This window comes from Pseudomonas arsenicoxydans (genome assembly GCF_900103875.1).
Taxonomy (GTDB): Bacteria; Pseudomonadota; Gammaproteobacteria; order Pseudomonadales; family Pseudomonadaceae; genus Aquipseudomonas; species Aquipseudomonas arsenicoxydans.
Genome location: NZ_LT629705.1, coordinates 190891 through 205835, shown reverse-complemented (window position 1 = coordinate 205835; position 14945 = coordinate 190891). Strand labels below are relative to the sequence as shown.

15 protein-coding genes are annotated in these 14945 nt (G+C 56.4%); 12 read left to right on the top strand and 3 right to left on the bottom strand.

Annotation, left to right across the window (positions count from 1 at the left end; translation table 11 throughout):
* Positions 1-17 precede the first annotated feature (17 nt).
* The 7 genes from BLQ41_RS00955 to BLQ41_RS00925 all read left to right on the top strand — a co-directional run bounded on the left by BLQ41_RS00955 (position 18) and on the right by BLQ41_RS00925 (position 7349).
* Positions 18-536 carry a penicillin-binding protein activator LpoB gene (locus tag BLQ41_RS00955; protein WP_090175763.1) on the top strand — a complete coding sequence of 173 codons (519 nt, stop codon included), beginning with the start codon at positions 18-20 and terminating at the stop codon, positions 534-536.
* 5 nt (positions 537-541) lie between these two features.
* Positions 542-1909, top strand: a complete 1368-nt coding sequence (locus tag BLQ41_RS00950) for a PelD GGDEF domain-containing protein (RefSeq protein WP_090175760.1) — start codon at positions 542-544, stop codon at positions 1907-1909.
* Positions 1887-2876 carry a transporter gene (locus BLQ41_RS00945; RefSeq protein WP_090175758.1) on the top strand — a complete coding sequence of 330 codons (990 nt, stop codon included), beginning with the start codon at positions 1887-1889 and terminating at the stop codon, positions 2874-2876. Before BLQ41_RS00950 ends, BLQ41_RS00945 begins: the two co-directional genes overlap by 23 nt.
* Positions 2873-4387: a GT4 family glycosyltransferase PelF gene (pelF, locus tag BLQ41_RS00940; RefSeq protein ID WP_090175755.1), complete on the top strand. Its 1515-nt coding sequence runs from the start codon at positions 2873-2875 to the stop codon at positions 4385-4387. The genes BLQ41_RS00945 and pelF overlap by 4 nt, the downstream gene beginning before the upstream one ends.
* Positions 4388-5734, top strand: coding sequence for an exopolysaccharide Pel transporter PelG (pelG, locus tag BLQ41_RS00935; protein WP_090175752.1), 1347 nt, complete (start codon positions 4388-4390; stop codon positions 5732-5734). It begins immediately after the preceding gene.
* A gap of 195 nt (positions 5735-5929) precedes the next feature.
* Entirely contained in the window at positions 5930-6889 is a 960-nt protein-coding gene (locus BLQ41_RS00930; protein WP_197678909.1) for an enoyl-CoA hydratase/isomerase family protein, read from the top strand.
* A 37-nt stretch (positions 6890-6926) separates the two neighbouring features.
* Positions 6927-7349: an organic hydroperoxide resistance protein gene (locus BLQ41_RS00925; RefSeq protein WP_090175750.1), complete on the top strand. Its 423-nt coding sequence runs from the start codon at positions 6927-6929 to the stop codon at positions 7347-7349.
* A gap of 253 nt (positions 7350-7602) precedes the next feature.
* Here the strand turns inward: BLQ41_RS00925 and BLQ41_RS00920 are convergent, their stop codons facing one another.
* The 3 genes from BLQ41_RS00920 to BLQ41_RS00910 all read right to left on the bottom strand — a co-directional run bounded on the left by BLQ41_RS00920 (position 7603) and on the right by BLQ41_RS00910 (position 10724).
* Positions 7603-7980, bottom strand: a complete 378-nt coding sequence (locus tag BLQ41_RS00920) for a DUF6124 family protein (protein ID WP_090175748.1) — start codon at positions 7978-7980, stop codon at positions 7603-7605.
* A gap of 236 nt (positions 7981-8216) precedes the next feature.
* Positions 8217-8927, bottom strand: coding sequence for a PIG-L family deacetylase (locus tag BLQ41_RS00915; protein WP_090175745.1), 711 nt, complete (start codon positions 8925-8927; stop codon positions 8217-8219).
* 711 nt (positions 8928-9638) lie between these two features.
* Positions 9639-10724: a hypothetical protein gene (locus tag BLQ41_RS00910; RefSeq protein ID WP_090175743.1), complete on the bottom strand. Its 1086-nt coding sequence runs from the start codon at positions 10722-10724 to the stop codon at positions 9639-9641.
* Positions 10725-10898: 174 nt separating this feature from the next.
* Between BLQ41_RS00910 and BLQ41_RS00905 the strand changes: the two genes are divergently transcribed.
* From BLQ41_RS00905 to BLQ41_RS00885, 5 genes are all read left to right on the top strand, one after another.
* Positions 10899-12269, top strand: coding sequence for a hypothetical protein (locus tag BLQ41_RS00905; protein WP_090175740.1), 1371 nt, complete (start codon positions 10899-10901; stop codon positions 12267-12269).
* A gap of 54 nt (positions 12270-12323) precedes the next feature.
* Positions 12324-12515 carry a helix-turn-helix transcriptional regulator gene (locus BLQ41_RS00900; protein ID WP_090175737.1) on the top strand — a complete coding sequence of 64 codons (192 nt, stop codon included), beginning with the start codon at positions 12324-12326 and terminating at the stop codon, positions 12513-12515.
* 364 nt (positions 12516-12879) lie between these two features.
* On the top strand, positions 12880-13845 hold the full coding sequence (locus BLQ41_RS00895; protein WP_090175734.1) for a YagK/YfjJ domain-containing protein: 966 nt from the start codon (positions 12880-12882) through the stop codon (positions 13843-13845).
* Between the two features lie 104 nt (positions 13846-13949).
* Positions 13950-14270 (top strand): hypothetical protein, encoded by a 321-nt coding sequence (locus BLQ41_RS00890; protein ID WP_090175731.1) that lies wholly within the window; start codon positions 13950-13952, stop codon positions 14268-14270.
* A gap of 18 nt (positions 14271-14288) precedes the next feature.
* A complete protein-coding gene (locus BLQ41_RS00885) occupies positions 14289-14774 on the top strand; it encodes a hypothetical protein (RefSeq protein ID WP_090175729.1) in 486 nt (161 codons plus the stop codon).
* The last annotated feature ends 171 nt before the right edge of the window (positions 14775-14945 follow it).

Below are 14945 nucleotides of genomic sequence, written 5' to 3'. Positions count from 1 at the left end.
TTACAGGAGAAAAACTGATGCAAGCGATTCGTAATCTGAGCCTGGCTCTGGCAGTTCTGTTTGTCGCCGGTTGCGCCAGCTTCACCGGCGACACCAGCCCTAACCTTGCGCGTAATGCGAAGTGGGGCACCGTGCCGATGATCAACTATTCGCAAACCCCGCAAGCTGGCGAGCGCGCCGAGCAAATCCTGCTCAGCGTACTCAGCAGCCACGGTCTGCAACCACGGGTTTACCCGGTCAGCACTCAAGGCGAACAAGCGCTGATGGACGACAACGAACGTCTGGCCGGCGCGCTCGATTGGGCACGCGACCAGAAGCTTGATTATGTCGTCGCCGGCAGCGTCGAAGAGTGGCAATACAAGAACGGCCTGGACGGCGAACCGGCAGTGGGCATCAGCCTGCGCGTGCTCGAAGCCAGCAGCGGTCGTGTGCTCTGGAGCAAAAGTGGCGCACGTGCGGGCTGGTCCCGTGAAAGCCTCGCCGGCACCGCGCAAACGGTGCTCGACAAACTTGTTGGCGCCCTTCGGTTCGAGTGAATGCAATGAATTCTCCCCACATGGATTACAGCCTCGCGCCGCGTGCCAGCGGCCCGGTGTCTTGGCTGGAAACGCTTTTGGTGACGGGCGCGGCCATCGGCCTGGGCTTGTGGCTGACCCCGCAAGACCCGCTGCAGATGCACAGCGGTTTCCCTTGGCCGGTGCTGGCGCCGCTGCTGTTGGGCGTGCGTTATGGATTTGTTCGCGGCCTGCTCAGCGCCAGCCTGCTGGTGATGGCGTTGTTCGCACTGCGCTACATCGGGCATGAAGCCTACGCACAACTTGATCCGTCCTTCATTGTCGGCGTACTGGTCAGCGGCATGCTGGTGGGCGAGGTTCGCGATCTGTGGGAACGGCGCTTGCAGCGCCTGCAGATGGCCAACGATTACCGCCAATATCGTCTCGACGAGTTCACTCGCGCGCACCAGATTTTGCGGGTCTCCCACGATCTGCTGGAACAGCGTGTGGCGGGCAGCGATCAAAGCTTGCGCAGCTCCTTGCTGGGTTTGCGCGACAAGCTGCGAGTGATGCCGGACGAAGGTGATGCACTGGCCGCGCTGGCCGATCCGATCGTCGCCATGCTGGGCCAATACGGCGCGCTGCGCGTGGCCGGGTTGTATCGCGTGGACGAGCGCGAAGAAAACGTATTGCCCGAGGCGCTGGCGACGATTGGCATCATGGGCCCGTTGGGCACCGAAGACGGTCTGGTCAAGCTGTGCCTGGAACGTGGCGAACTGGTCAGCGTGCGTCAGGAACTGATTGATGCCGGCAGCTCGGCACAGTTCTCGTCGTTGCAGGCCTGCATTCCGCTGATCGATGCCGAAGGTCGTTTGCTGGCGATCCTGGCGGTTCGGCAGATGCCGTTCTTCGCCTTCCAGGATCGCACGCTGAGCCTGTTGGCGTTGCTCGCCGGACACATCGCCGACCTGCTGCGCCGCGACCCGCAAGTGCTGCAACTGGCCGACGCCGATGCACAGCAGTTCACGTTGCAGCTCAAGCGTTCGCTGGTCGATGTCGAGCAGCACAAATTGGCGGCAGGTTTGTTTGCCTTCGAAATGACCCGTCCCAATGACGAGCTGTCGCGTCTGTTCGAACGCAGCCAGCGTGGCCTCGATCTGCAATTGCCGCTGCGTAACAACCGCGATCATCAGCTGTTGCTGGTGCTGCTGCCGTTGACCAGTCCGCAAGGCACCGAAGGCTATCTGGCGCGGATGAACCTGATGCTGCACGAACACTTTGGCATTGAAAGCAGCCTGGAAAGCCTTGGCGTACGCGTGCTGCCGTTCAACCTGGAGCCTGGCTGTGAACGCAACGGGCTGCGTAATTTCCTGTTCAACGAGTGTGGCTTGAATGATCAGCAAGTGGCTGTTTAGCGGAGCCTTGTTGTTAGAGGCGGGCAGTTGGGCCAGTTTGTGGGTCGCGGCGCCCGAGTTACAACAATTGCTGGTGTTCACCCTCAGTCATGGCCTGGCGTGCGTAATGTTGTGCGCGGCCGTGTGGCTGTTGCTGCCGGCGCGCTACCGTTCGCCGCTGCCGTGGAGCCCGCTGTTTATCTTCAGCCTGGCGTTCTTCGTGCCGGTGCTCGGTGCGGTCGGCGTGGTAGCGGCGATCTTCCCGGCGCTGTACCTGCCGCGCAAACGCGACAAGCAAGCGTGGCAAGCGGTGGGCATCCCGAAACTGCCGTACCGGGCTAAGTTGCAACTGCACTCGCCGATTTTTGCCGACGGCGGTTTGCAGGACGTTCTGCGTCATGCGCCCGATCCGGATCAGCGTCTTGCCGCCCTGTTGGCGACTCGTCGCATGCCTGGCAAAGAAGCCGTGCCGATTCTCAAACTGGCTCTGGCTGACCCGAGCGACGATGTGCGGCTGCTGGCTTATTCGATGCTCGACAAACAGGAAAGCGACATCAACCTGCACATCCAGATCGCCCTCGGCGAACTGGTCGACGCCACTGCCAAAGCGGCGGGTGCGCTGCACGGCAGGCTGGCGCGCTGGTATTGGGAGCTGGCGTATCTGGGCCTGGCGCAAGGCAGCGTGCTTGACCACGTACTCGCCCAGGCCAGCGAACATGCCGAGCTTGGCCTGGCAGCGGGCGAGGGCGGCGAGCTGTTCTTGCTGGCCGGTCGCATCGCGCTTGAGCGCGGCGATGTCGAGCGCGCCGAAGTGCTGTTGAGTCTGGCCCAGGAAAACGGTCTGGGCGCGGCACAAGTACTGCCGTTTCGTGCCGAGCTGGCGTTCGAGTCCGGTCGTTACCACGAAATTCCCGGCTTGCTCGCACGCCTTCCCGAGGAAACCCGTCAGCGGCCACCGTTCGCCGCATTGGTCAGGAGCTGGACATGATGCACAAGGAACAGGCACCGGTTGCCGACATCTGTCTGCTGCTCGAAGGCACCTGGCCTTACGTGCGCGGCGGCGTTTCCAGCTGGATTCACCAGATGATTCTCGGCCTGCCGGAACTGACCTTTTCGGTGATGTTCATCGGCGGCCAGCGTCACGCGTATCCGTCCCGGCGCTACGAAGTGCCGGCCAACGTGCTGCACATCGAAGAAGTGTTCCTCGAAGACGCGACGCATCCGACCAACACGCTGGGCGATCCGCGTGAGGCTGACTCGCAGCAATTGCAGGATTTGTATCGCTTCCTGCATCACCCGGACGCGCCAGACCCGGCGCTGGGCGAACGCTTGCTCGATTGCATCGCCCAGGGCCGCATGACCCTCGACGACGTGCTGCGCAGCCGTGCCAGTTGGGAGTCGCTGAGCGAAGGCTATCGCCAGCATTGCGCCGACCCTTCGTTCGTCAATTATTTCTGGACCCTGCGCGCGATGCAGTCGCCGTTGCTGATGCTCGCCGAAGCCGCGCAACGGATGCCGAAAGCGCGGGTGCTGCACTCGATTTCCACCGGGTATGCGGGCTTCCTCGGCTGCATTCTCAAGCAGCGCTGGAACTGCACCTATTTGCTCAGCGAGCACGGGATCTACACCAAGGAACGCAAGATCGACCTGGCCCAGGCCAGCTGGATCGCCGAGAGTTCCGGCCAGGCGCTGAACCGCAGCCTCGATGCCGGCTCGGGTTACATCCGAACCTTGTGGGTGCGTTTCTTCGAACGCATTGGCCAGCTGACGTACAACAGCGCCGACAACATCATCGCGCTCTACGACGGCAACCGTCAGCGGCAAATCAAGGACGGCGCCATCCCCGCCCGCACCCAAGTCATTCCGAACGGCATCGACCTGCCGGTATGGACTGCAGCGCTGGAATCACGCGCCCACGGCATTGCGCCTGTGGTCGGCCTGATTGGCCGTGTGGTGCCGATCAAGGACGTCAAAACCTTTCTGCGGGCGATGCGCGGCGTGATCAGCGCCATGCCGCACGCCGAAGGCTGGATCGTCGGCCCGGAAGAAGAAGACCCGGAATACGTCAGCGAATGCCGCAGCCTGATGGCCAGTCTGGGCCTGGAGGGCAAGGTGCATTTCCTTGGCTTCCAGCGCATCCAGGACATCCTGCCCAAACTCGGGCTGATGGTGCTGACTTCGATCAGTGAAGCGCAGCCGCTGGTGATCCTCGAAGCCTGGGCCGCCGGTACGCCGGTGGTCAGCAGCGACGTCGGTTCGTGCCGCGAGCTGATCGAAGGCGGCAGCGCCGAAGACCGTGACCTGGGGCACGCCGGCAAAGTAGTGGCGATTGCCGATCCACAAGCCACCAGCACCGCGATCCTTGAACTGTTGCGCAGCCCGCGACGCTGGCAGGCCGCCCAGGCCAGCGGCTTGTTGCGGGTTACCCGTTATTACACCGAAGCCTTGATGCTGCAGCGTTACCGCGATCTGTATCAAGCCGCCATGGAGAACAGCTAAATGGCCGGTATTGGCTTTGAACTGCGAAAAATCCTTTCGCGCGATTCCTACACCGCAACGTTGCACGCCTACGTCTACGCCGGGCTGATCAGTTCCGGCCCTTGGGTGTTGTCGATCATCAGCATCGGCTTGCTGCTGCCGAATGCGCTGGTCGGGCAATTCCTGGTGACGGTGACGTACTTGATGGCCACCTCGTTGATCCTGACGGGTGGCTTGCAGTTGTTCTTCACCCGCTTCGTGTCCGACCGCTTGTTCGAGCACAAGTACGACCAGATCCTGCCCAACCTGTTGGGCGTGTTGTTGCTGGTCACCTTGGGCGCCGGGGTTCTGGGAATTATCGTGCTGGGCCTGTTGTTCGATCAGCCGCTGATCTACCGCGTGCTGGTGCTGGCCAACTTCGTGGTGCTGTGCAACTTGTGGCTGGTGATCATCTTCCTCTCGGGGATGAAGGCCTATAACCGCATCCTGCTGGTGATGCTGGTGGGTTACACGCTGATGGTCGCAAGCGCCTACCTGCTGAGCTTCCTGCAGATGCCGGGTTTGCTGCTGGCGTTGTTGATCGGGCACAGCACGCTGCTGTTCCTGTTCCTCTACGACATCCTGCGCGAGTACCGCGCCGAAAAACTGATCGCCTTTGATTTCCTCGACCGGCGCAACGTTTTCCTCAGCCTGTTGGCCACTGGTTTCTTCTACAACCTGGGCATCTGGATCGACAAATTCCTGTTCTGGTTCAACCCCGGCACCTCCAACGAAATCGTCGGCCCGCTGCGCGCCTCGATCCTTTACGACCTGCCGATCTTCCTCGCGTACCTGGCGATCATCCCCGGCATGGCGGTGTTCCTGGTGCGCATCGAGACCGATTTTGCCGAATGGTATGACCGTCTGTTCCGGGCGATCCGCGAAGGCGAAACCCTGCAACACATCGGCCAGCTGAAAACCGAAATGACCTTGTCGATCCGTCAGGGCTTGCTGGAAATCTGCAAGGTGCAAGGGCTGACAGCGGTGCTGTTGTTCCTGTTCGCTCCACGCCTTCTGGAATGGCTGGGCATCTCCAGTTATTACCTGCCGCTGTTTTATATCGACCTGATCGGTGTGAGCATCCAGGTGGTGTTCATGGCCTTGCTCAACGTGTTCTTCTACCTCGACAAACGCACCGTGGTGCTCGAACTGTGCGTGCTGTTTGCGGTGTTGAACGCAATGTTGACGCTGTTCAGCATGTACCTGGGGCCAAGCTTCTTCGGGTACGGGTTTACGCTGTCGTTGCTGATTTGTGTATTGCTGGGTTTACACAGGCTTTCAACGGCGCTGGAGGATCTGGAGTACGACACGTTTATGCTGTCTCGCTGACGTTACAGTTAGACAAAAAAGGCACTGGCGATCATCGCCAGTGCCTTTTTTTTCGTCCGACTGACGTCACTTGTGAGTCGGAGTTACGCTGCTAGGCTTGTTCAGTCGGGCCTTTCCAGCCTGCCCAATACCTGTTTCAAACTGTAGAGCGTTGTACGCGGGAACCCACATGTTTTTCTACCTGGAGGTTTTCCCATGAGACTGCAGCTATTCAATGCTGCGATCATCGTCGCCAGCATGGCGGCCACCGGCTCCTCTCTCGCCGGTGAGGCATCCGCAGCATCCGCATCGCAATCCGACAAGACTCAATCAACCCACGCGGCAAAACAGGAGATCAAGCTCACCCGCGTCACCCCCGAGTATTGGCGCGTCACCTTCCACAACCCGCCGTATAACATCTACGGCCCCGAAACCATGCCGCAGCTGAACGAGGTCGTCACGGCCATCGAGACCGATCCGAAAGTGGTGGTCGTGGTTTTCGACAGTGACGTGCCGGACTTCTTCCTCACTCACTACGACTTCGTCCCACCGCTGACTGACACCACCAGCCTGCCAAACGGCCCCACCGGCCTACCGCCGCTGCCCGACATGCTGGTTCGGTTGAGCAAGGCGCCGGTGGTTTCGATTGTGTCGATTCGCGGTCGCGCCACCGGCGTTGGCAGCGAACTGGCACTGGCCAGCGACATGCGCTTCGCCAGCCGGGAAAAAGCCATCCTCTCGCAATGGGAAATCGGCGCCGCGCTGGTGCCCGGCGGCGGTCCGATGGCGCGTCTGCCACGACTGATGGGCCGTGGTCGTGCACTCGAAGTGCTGCTCACCGGCAATGACATCAACGGCGAACTCGCCGAGCGTTACGGCTACGTCAATCGTGCGTTGCCCGACGCCGAGCTCGACAGCTTCGTCGACACCATGGCTCGACGCATCGCCCGGTTCGACAAACAGTCGATCACCGACATCAAACACCTGGTCGACGCCGCCAGCCTGCCACCGAACGACGCCATCGCCGCCGAATGGGACGGTTTCATCGGCTCGGTAAAACGCCCGGCGGCTCAGCAACGCATCACCCAGCTGATGGAGCTTGGCCTGCAGAAAAAAGCCGACGTCGAAAAACGCCTGGCGCACTACACCGGCACCTTGGGCGAGGCCTCGAAATGACCTCGCGTTTGTTCAACCCTTATCAGGAGTCACTGTTATGAGTGCTGCATTGGAAACGGTTTTATACACCGCGAAAACCCATGCCGTCGGCGGCCGCACGGGCACTGGCAGGTCCAGCGACGGCGAGTTGGACGTTAAATTCAGCTCACCCGGTTCGGGCAAACCCGGCACCAATCCGGAGCAACTGTTTGCGCTGGGTTATTCGGCCTGCTTCATCGGCGCGATACAGGTCGCAGCAGGCAAAATGAAAATCAAATTGCCGGAAGACACGTCGGTGGATGCCGAGGTGGATCTGGGTAAAACCGGCAGCGGGGACTTTCAGCTGGCGGTCCGGTTGAACGTCAACTTTCCCGGGTTGGAAGTGGGGGTGAAGCGGGAATTGGCTGACGCGGCGCATCAGCTCTGCCCCTATTCGCGGATGATACGCGGGCATGTGTCGGTGGATTTGAAAGTGCTGTAAATCCCGGCCGTGTACTGGACTAATGCGGGAGCGAGCCTGCTCGCGATAGCGGTGGGTCAGTCGATGTAAATGTTCTCTGACCCACCGCCATCGCGGGCAAGCCCGCTCCCACAGGGGATCTCCAGTGAATGCAAAATCTGTGTACGACAAAGATCGAGTGTGGGAGCGGGCTTGCCCGCGATAGCGGTGGGTCAGTCAATACATAAGGTGACTGTCAGGCCGCCATCGCGAGCAGGCTCGCTCCCACAGGGGATTAGCGGTGTGGCGCGGGTTTTGGCAATTCGACGTTATCGAGCATTCGGTTCACCGCCAGCTCGGCCAGCATCACTATTTGCTGAATCGCCATTGCCGTGTGTCGGTGCGGGCCTTCCAGATATCCGGCGAAGTCACTGGCCATGACACTGGCCTGAGCCAATGACTCGCAGGTGTGGGCCAGCAGGTCTTCGTCTTTGATATCCGGCGCAATGAGAAACATCGTGCTGGCTTTGCGGTTAACCGGTGATTTGAGGGCGGCGGGGTTGAGGTAGTGATCCAGCGCTCGTTCAGCGGCGTCGTTGAATTTTTTGGAGTCGGCGGATTCGTAGGGGGAGACGTCGTCGGCAGGCGGCGAAGGTGGTTTTTCTTTCGACATTGGGAAGCTCCGTATCTCGTATGAACTACTGAATAGCTCCTACCTCGGGTTTCCAGGCCCGGTCGCTGATGCGCAGCGACCGACAAAGCCTATCGACTCCGCTTCCTACCCAACAACCGCCGCGACTTGTCGGAAACATCTCCGAAAACCGGAGCGTCTGTAGGATCAATGCGAGAATTCTTGTTTAAAAGACGCTTCAAACAGCATCAGATGCGGCCATGGCCACCCTGCAACGGCTACTCAGTATCAAGCTGCCAATAGCGTTCAGGAGAGCCCATATCGGCGCGTTTAGCGGCTCCGAATAGCGGAAGTTGACTCTTATATGCGCCTACAGCGTAGGCTTTCTTTTTTGCGCTTGAGGTGGGAAAACGAACGGCACACATTTTTAGTCCAGCCTCCTTCCAGGCTGTGAGTCGAGTCAGGACCAGCCCCGGAAGTTGCCGATAGATAGCCTCTTCATAGACGAACCAGTTCATTGGGCGGTCAGTGGCTCCATCCTCTTTGTTCTGTTGCGCAAGAAGAAAAGCTTCGCGCACCGCCAGGCAAGCGTTGCTCGTCAGCAGATGGTCCGGGTGGAAAAGTCCCATAGGCATGAGAACGGTTCCGCCCCTTTGCTCAAGGATTGTTTTTAGCGCCGGTACGAGGTCAGTCGTTTGATAACCGCGACCGTACTGACGATCCCAGAAGCTGAGCCATGTGCCTTTAGCACCCAGTCTGCGCATCGACTCCGTATCTTCATCACGTCGCGCAAGCACGGCCTGATACCCACTACTAAAACCTGTTGCTCTGTCCCATGCAGGCGTCGCGACTTCAGGATCAGGCACGCCAGCGAATACTGTAATGACAAGAGCGTCCCGACTCTCAGCCAACAGGCAGCCGCAACTGAAGACAGCATCATCCAAATGTGGAGAAATTACTGTGATGTGTTGCGGGATTGGCAAAAGCATGGGATTCCATTTCCTGAGAGTAAAGGTGTCAGCGCTTGCCACGTCATTAATTCAGGGAAATCGGGGCGTCTCCTCAGTTATAGCCAAGTTTAAAAATCAGGCGCGCAAGGGGAGACGAAAGAGCTTCGGCTTCAGAAAAAAAATTATGTTTTTAAGAGTGCGTATTATTAGCGGCCGACGGTTTTGGGTTTACCTAAGAACCTTGAGGATGCTGATAACGCTTCGAAGGCGATCATAGGCCTTCATGATGACGACCCTGGGAGCGCATCCCATTCCAGATGCAAGACGGTCTTGAAAAATAGTGATTTGGGTTTTGGCAGAAAGCCGGAGAGGTGTATCGCTGAAAAATTGCTGAAGCGGACATGAACGCCACAACGATCCTCAGCAGCATCGGGTAGCCCAGATGCAACAAAACCCGCACTTGGCGGGTTTTGTTTTGCTTCGTATTTGGTGGGCCGGGGTAATCTGAACTGATTATGCAAGATATTGATTTATAATAAAAAATACTGGTTAAATTATTCCTTGGAATACCATTTGGAATACCGTCAGCTGAGATTCGTCAGTAAGGGCTTTATATGGATGGCGCTGGCAGCGACCACGGCAATTTTTGAGCTGAGGTATCAAGGGAGAATAGGCGCTTGCGGATGCCCCTGCCGTTTTCGTGTCTATACCGCACTAAGGTCGCCCTATGCCTGTCTCAAGGTGAAAAGCTTAGTCCTTTTCGAGAATTCCCTGGGGGCCTCGGATAACGGAGTGCTTCTTTCTTTGAAGAGTGATTTTGCTAGATCTACTGGCTACATCAGTGGTGGCACTGTCTGGCAGGCGTTGTGGTGCTGATCGAGACTCAAGGCCGGTCGCATTTTTTTCAAGGGAGACAGAGTTCTTCTCTTCCGGAAGCTCCTTTGTGCGTAGACCAGTGTGATTATTCGTTCCCGGACCATGAGGCTCAGCTACGGGCACAAGGCTGGGTTCCGAATGATCTTCTGGCAGCGGCAGGCGCTCCGAGTCAATCCTAAACGTATCTTCAGTTGAGCTTGATTGATTGCCTACCGGAGAATTATTCGAGCAAGACGGGCTCTCCGTTGCTGCCTCTTTTAGTGCCTGAGTGGAATCGCTTCCTGATCTGACGTGATGAAAGAGTTCTCCGGGGAGCAGGGCGCTCTGACCTTTTACGACTGCTTCGGCATCGACCATTATCTGCTTGCACCGTTTGTCGATCCTGCGCTGCTGATCCTCTGTGATGCTCTCTGTCGAGAGCGCGGCATCTTCCAGCAGGATCTCCGATCGACACAGTCGTGCAATGCTGACGTCCAGCAGCTCCCTCAGGATTCTGTTGGTCTCTCTGTGTTGGGCAGTGTTATTTCTTGAGTTTCTCAGCAGCTCTTTATGCGTCTTTTTTTCCTCATTGAGTTCCGTCTCAAATCTGACATGAGCATCCAGCTCTCCAGAGATCAGCCTGCTGAGCAGGGCGGCTGCAGTGACATTTTTTTTCTTGGCTAGCCACGTCAGATCTTTTTTTACCTCGATGTTGAGCTTGAACGCATAGGTCTTCCGGCCCTTGTCTTTGTCTGATGCGTTGCATTTAGCCTGCCTCCATGTCTCCCTCATCCGGCCGAGGATTAATATGCCCTCTCTCGTGCTCTCTAGCACCTCGCCGATCCGAAGGAGCTCATCGAGGCTTGAGGAATCATATTTCTGATCTATCTCGCCTTTCTTTTGCAGATATTTGTGAGCCCATTTCTGCTGCTTGTGATCATTGCGATCTAGCCATGTAAGTCCAGGCGACCTCTGATTCATACCCCTTCCTCCCCCCAAATTGTTGATGCCAGTTTGCAGAATTATACCTTGTGATTGGTCACGTTTTACATCACGTGAACACATCACGTGACTGCATCACGATTAAGTATAAAAACAGACTGTAAATATTGCGATATAATAGTCGCCTATTGCCAGGGCTATGGTGGTATCAGCGTGTTTTTATCCGCATTATTTTGTGAAGTGAAAGGGCTCAAACCAGAGGGGAAATATTTCCTGGTGCGCTTCATTCAGCGCTTCGGAATAGCTGAGCCGGTCGACCTTGGTGTGAAGGCTTTGGCAAAGCAGTTTGGGCTCTCAGATCGCCAGGTGTCAGAAGCACTGACCACTTTGGTGGCGCTCGATGTAATGACCTTTTCGTCCACTCCCGAGGGCAAAGGGCGACCAAAAAGGTGCTACCAACTCAAAGAGGATTTTTACAAGACGCTCGAAAGCATTACCGCGTTTACAGAAACGCAGCATGAGGTAGCTGTCGGCAGTTTGCTGAGGCACGAAAGCAAGAAGGTCTGCCGAGCAAGCGAAAAACATGAAGAGCAGAGCGAGGAGATGGGTCTGCTGACCGACCTACGGAGTAAAAAGCAGCCTGGTCGGCTCACTGTCGTGAATCGACTGTTGCTGAGTTTGTTGTTGTGCCGCGCTGACCGTTTCGGGGTGATCAACGATCTGGGCTTCGCGACGCTCTGTAAGCTCACGGGGCTCAATAAGGAACAATTGAAGCACAGAGTTGGGCGGTTGATCGATCAGGGGTTGATAAGAGCCTACGTGCCAGGCGCAACCAGTGCGGTTTTTTTTTCAAAAATTAAAGGTATCTATTTCCTCAATCTGAACCACGCTGAGCTATCACAAGAAGTAATTCCCACGTCAGTTCTGGCCTGCCCGAAGGGCATCACGTCTTGCTCCAAGGTTTTGCATGCTTTTGCCGTCTATGAGGATGTTTGGAAGGGAGCGGTCGATGATCCACGATATATGCAGGTCATCAGGTTTTTGAAGGGGCAGCGTCGTGCTTTCTTTCAGCTGTTACAGTCCATGTTAGAGACCTGCGCCGCCTACCTGCTTTCCACGTTTTGGTCTGAACTAGTTCGTCTCCCTAAAAATGAGCCCGTTGGCGTCCAGCTTCAAGATCAAGATCCACGATTACATGAGCTGATCAGTGAGAATTTACGTCCTTTATCTCTGCCAATAGGCTCGGAAGGTAGTCCTGCCGACATTCTGCTCGGTGGGCTATTTCGCGGCGCGTATGACTTGGCCGCAGCGATCAAAGAACAGCTTGTCCATGCCCCCGGCGTTCCATTTGAGTCAATGGATTACGTAATTATTCCAAGGCCGTTGAGCTCTTGCTATGCCCCTATCGCGCTCCTTTCCATGCCCAAATTTCCAGAGGGCGGGCGTAGCAACATAATCATTGAGCCGGGTGCTGACGAAAAGATGACACCCCTGTACTTCTCATACGAGGCTGAGATTCTTCTTGAGGAGCGATACCGCTGCGGTTTGCTGACCCGGCCAAGCAGTGAGGTCACCATCTCATAGGTACTTTTTTACATTCCATCCCAATCCTCTGAACGATACGAGAGGAGCCCGTTCATGAGGATCATCCGCTTGAAAGAAGTCATCAACTCGACCGGTCTGGCACGGTCGACCATCTACAAGTATATCGGGGAAGGCAGCTTTCCCAAGCCGGTCTCACTGGGGGATCGGTGCGTTGCATGGGTGGAAAGTGAAGTTCACGACTGGATTCTGGCTAGGATTGAGGCACGCGACTTGGCCGAGGAATAGCCGTGACTCGTAGGCATCAGGTGAGCTATAGATGCCTGTTCCAAACACTCTCAATACGCCATGGCAGGGGCTTCCCCAGCCATGGCGCTTTATGCCGCGTCAGCCGGTTGTCGTGGCGACACCTCAGACAACTCCCGCAGTAGGCTCATAGCAAAAAGTATCGATAGGCGGGGCAATGTCGCCTTTTATTGCCCCGCTTCGCTGGGCAGTGTCTTCCTTGATGAAGCTGGTTTTATTGATATAGCCATATAGCTATATCCAATCAACTACTACTTTCCAATAGTCTCAAGCAGAGAGCGTCTCAGCTGTAAAAAATTACTCAGTGAGTACTTGGTGTGTTCATCACCCAACCAGGTACTCAACCATGCACTCACTCAACCCTACCTCCTACACTCGCGTATCCCAGTCTCAAGCCTCGATCCTGATCGAGCGACTCGTTCAGTCCATTGAGCGTACTGACAGACCTGCCTTCGAGATCATCCAGTCTCCATCGGGATACGAGCGGGTGCAGGAGACCTGGCTCTCCAAATATTTCGACTCCATGCAGCAGATGCTTGATCTCTTCTATGATGATGAAGCCTACGTCTACAGCGAGCACCTGCGAGCCTTCTGGCAAGCCTGTCAGGACATTGGCCTAGAGCGTAGTTCTGCAAGCCTGATCTGCCTGAATGAGCAAGGGACGGGATACTTGGATTACCATCACGCCATGAACGTGCTGGTCGCTCGGATTCGTCAGATAGTCCGAAGCAAGAAGTTCAAGCGTAAGGAGAATGACCGTCTCTATGAGGCCAGCCAGAAGCGGGCCAAGCTTACTGAGTACGTGGGGCGGGTGCTGGATCGCTATTCCCGCACGGTTGTGGTGCGGGTGGATCTGCACTACCGAGCAATAGCACGGGCACGTCTGCTTATCGAGCATGTGTTTGAGGACCTGGATATGCTGGTCCGAGCGAGGGAGCGTAATTCAATCTTCAAGCACGAGACGGGCTATATCTGTTCAGTCGAGCAAGGAGAGGACAAGGGGTTCCACATCCATGCAGCCTTCTTCTTCAATGGTGCTGAGGTACGTAGCGACTTTAATAAAGCGAGGGACATTGGTGAGCTGTGGGAGCGGATCAGCCGTGGGCATGGGTACTGCTACAGCTGCAACGATGACAAGGACCGTTACGGTGAAGAGGTCGGTATCGGGACTATCAGGCGTGCTGACACTCAGGCGTGCGGCAAGGTAATCAAGGCCATGCACTACCTCACCAAAGACACTCAACATCTACGTATCAAGCCGGCAGGGGCACGTACCTTACGTACAGGTCGCGTTCGACGGACAACTGCTTGATTGTTATCGATCAGTCGATAGCTATTCCCCACTTCTGAGCGAATGTCCTATTTCCTGACCGGCTGATTGCCACTACAGTGGTGCCCTTTTACTAGGAGGGCACCATGGCATCAGTGATTGAAGTGACTCGGGATGTGATTTACGAGCTTTCAGGCGAGAAGGTAACCATCTCTGGAGATTCGATTGTTCAGTCCTCACTTAACCTGGCGGAGGCTCCCGGATTCAATGGGGATGGTGAAACCTATGCGACCTTGTTTACAGGGACTACCCCGGCTGGACCTCTCGTATGGCGTGTCACGGCGGATTACGGCTTCACAACTCCAGTCGACGCGGTCGAGTTGGTAGAGTGCCCTGAAGGTATCGATATTATCCAGAGCTTGGCGGTTGCGATCGTTGAAGTTGATTACGAAGACGATGTGTGTTGAGCCGGACTGGTGGCTTCAATGAGCAACATCAAAATCCACATACCCGCCGATGACTCCTGGATCATTCAGTGGCTCGCGAAAATGCTAACCCGCAGATTGGCGCGTGGCCAAGATGACGCTCAAGTCCGCCAAAGCCTGATAAGACTATTGTTCGGCTTACAGCGGATCCCGGTTGTGCTCCCGAATTTCAGTCTTTCAGTGGGAAACGGTCATGTGCACATAAAGCTCGACAGTGAATCTTTTGACTTGGCGAGTTTTACCGATGATGGCCATACCGAGTTCCTATTGCAGTACTTCTCGGAAAGCAGCCACTGCTTGCAGGGGTATGAGCATCTGACAGGCGAAGCGAGACGCCTCGCAATTGAAGATCGTCTGGAAAAGCTGGACAGCTCAATGGCAGAGGACGACGGCCTGTACATTGAAGATTGCTCGGGCGGTGAGTACGTCGACATTGCCCCCATGGAGGTTTTCATGGGCCATTCAATGATCCCAACAAAGACCTGATCAGGCGCTGAATCACACGGGGTTTTGTAGACACCTCCAAGCAATCAAGCGAACAGACAGGCTTGCCTTCGATATCACCCAGTTCTGGTCTGGATACGAACTGGTATAGCTAACTACTACAGTTGCAACGATGACAAGGCGAAATACGGTGACGAAGCCGGGTTTAGGGTG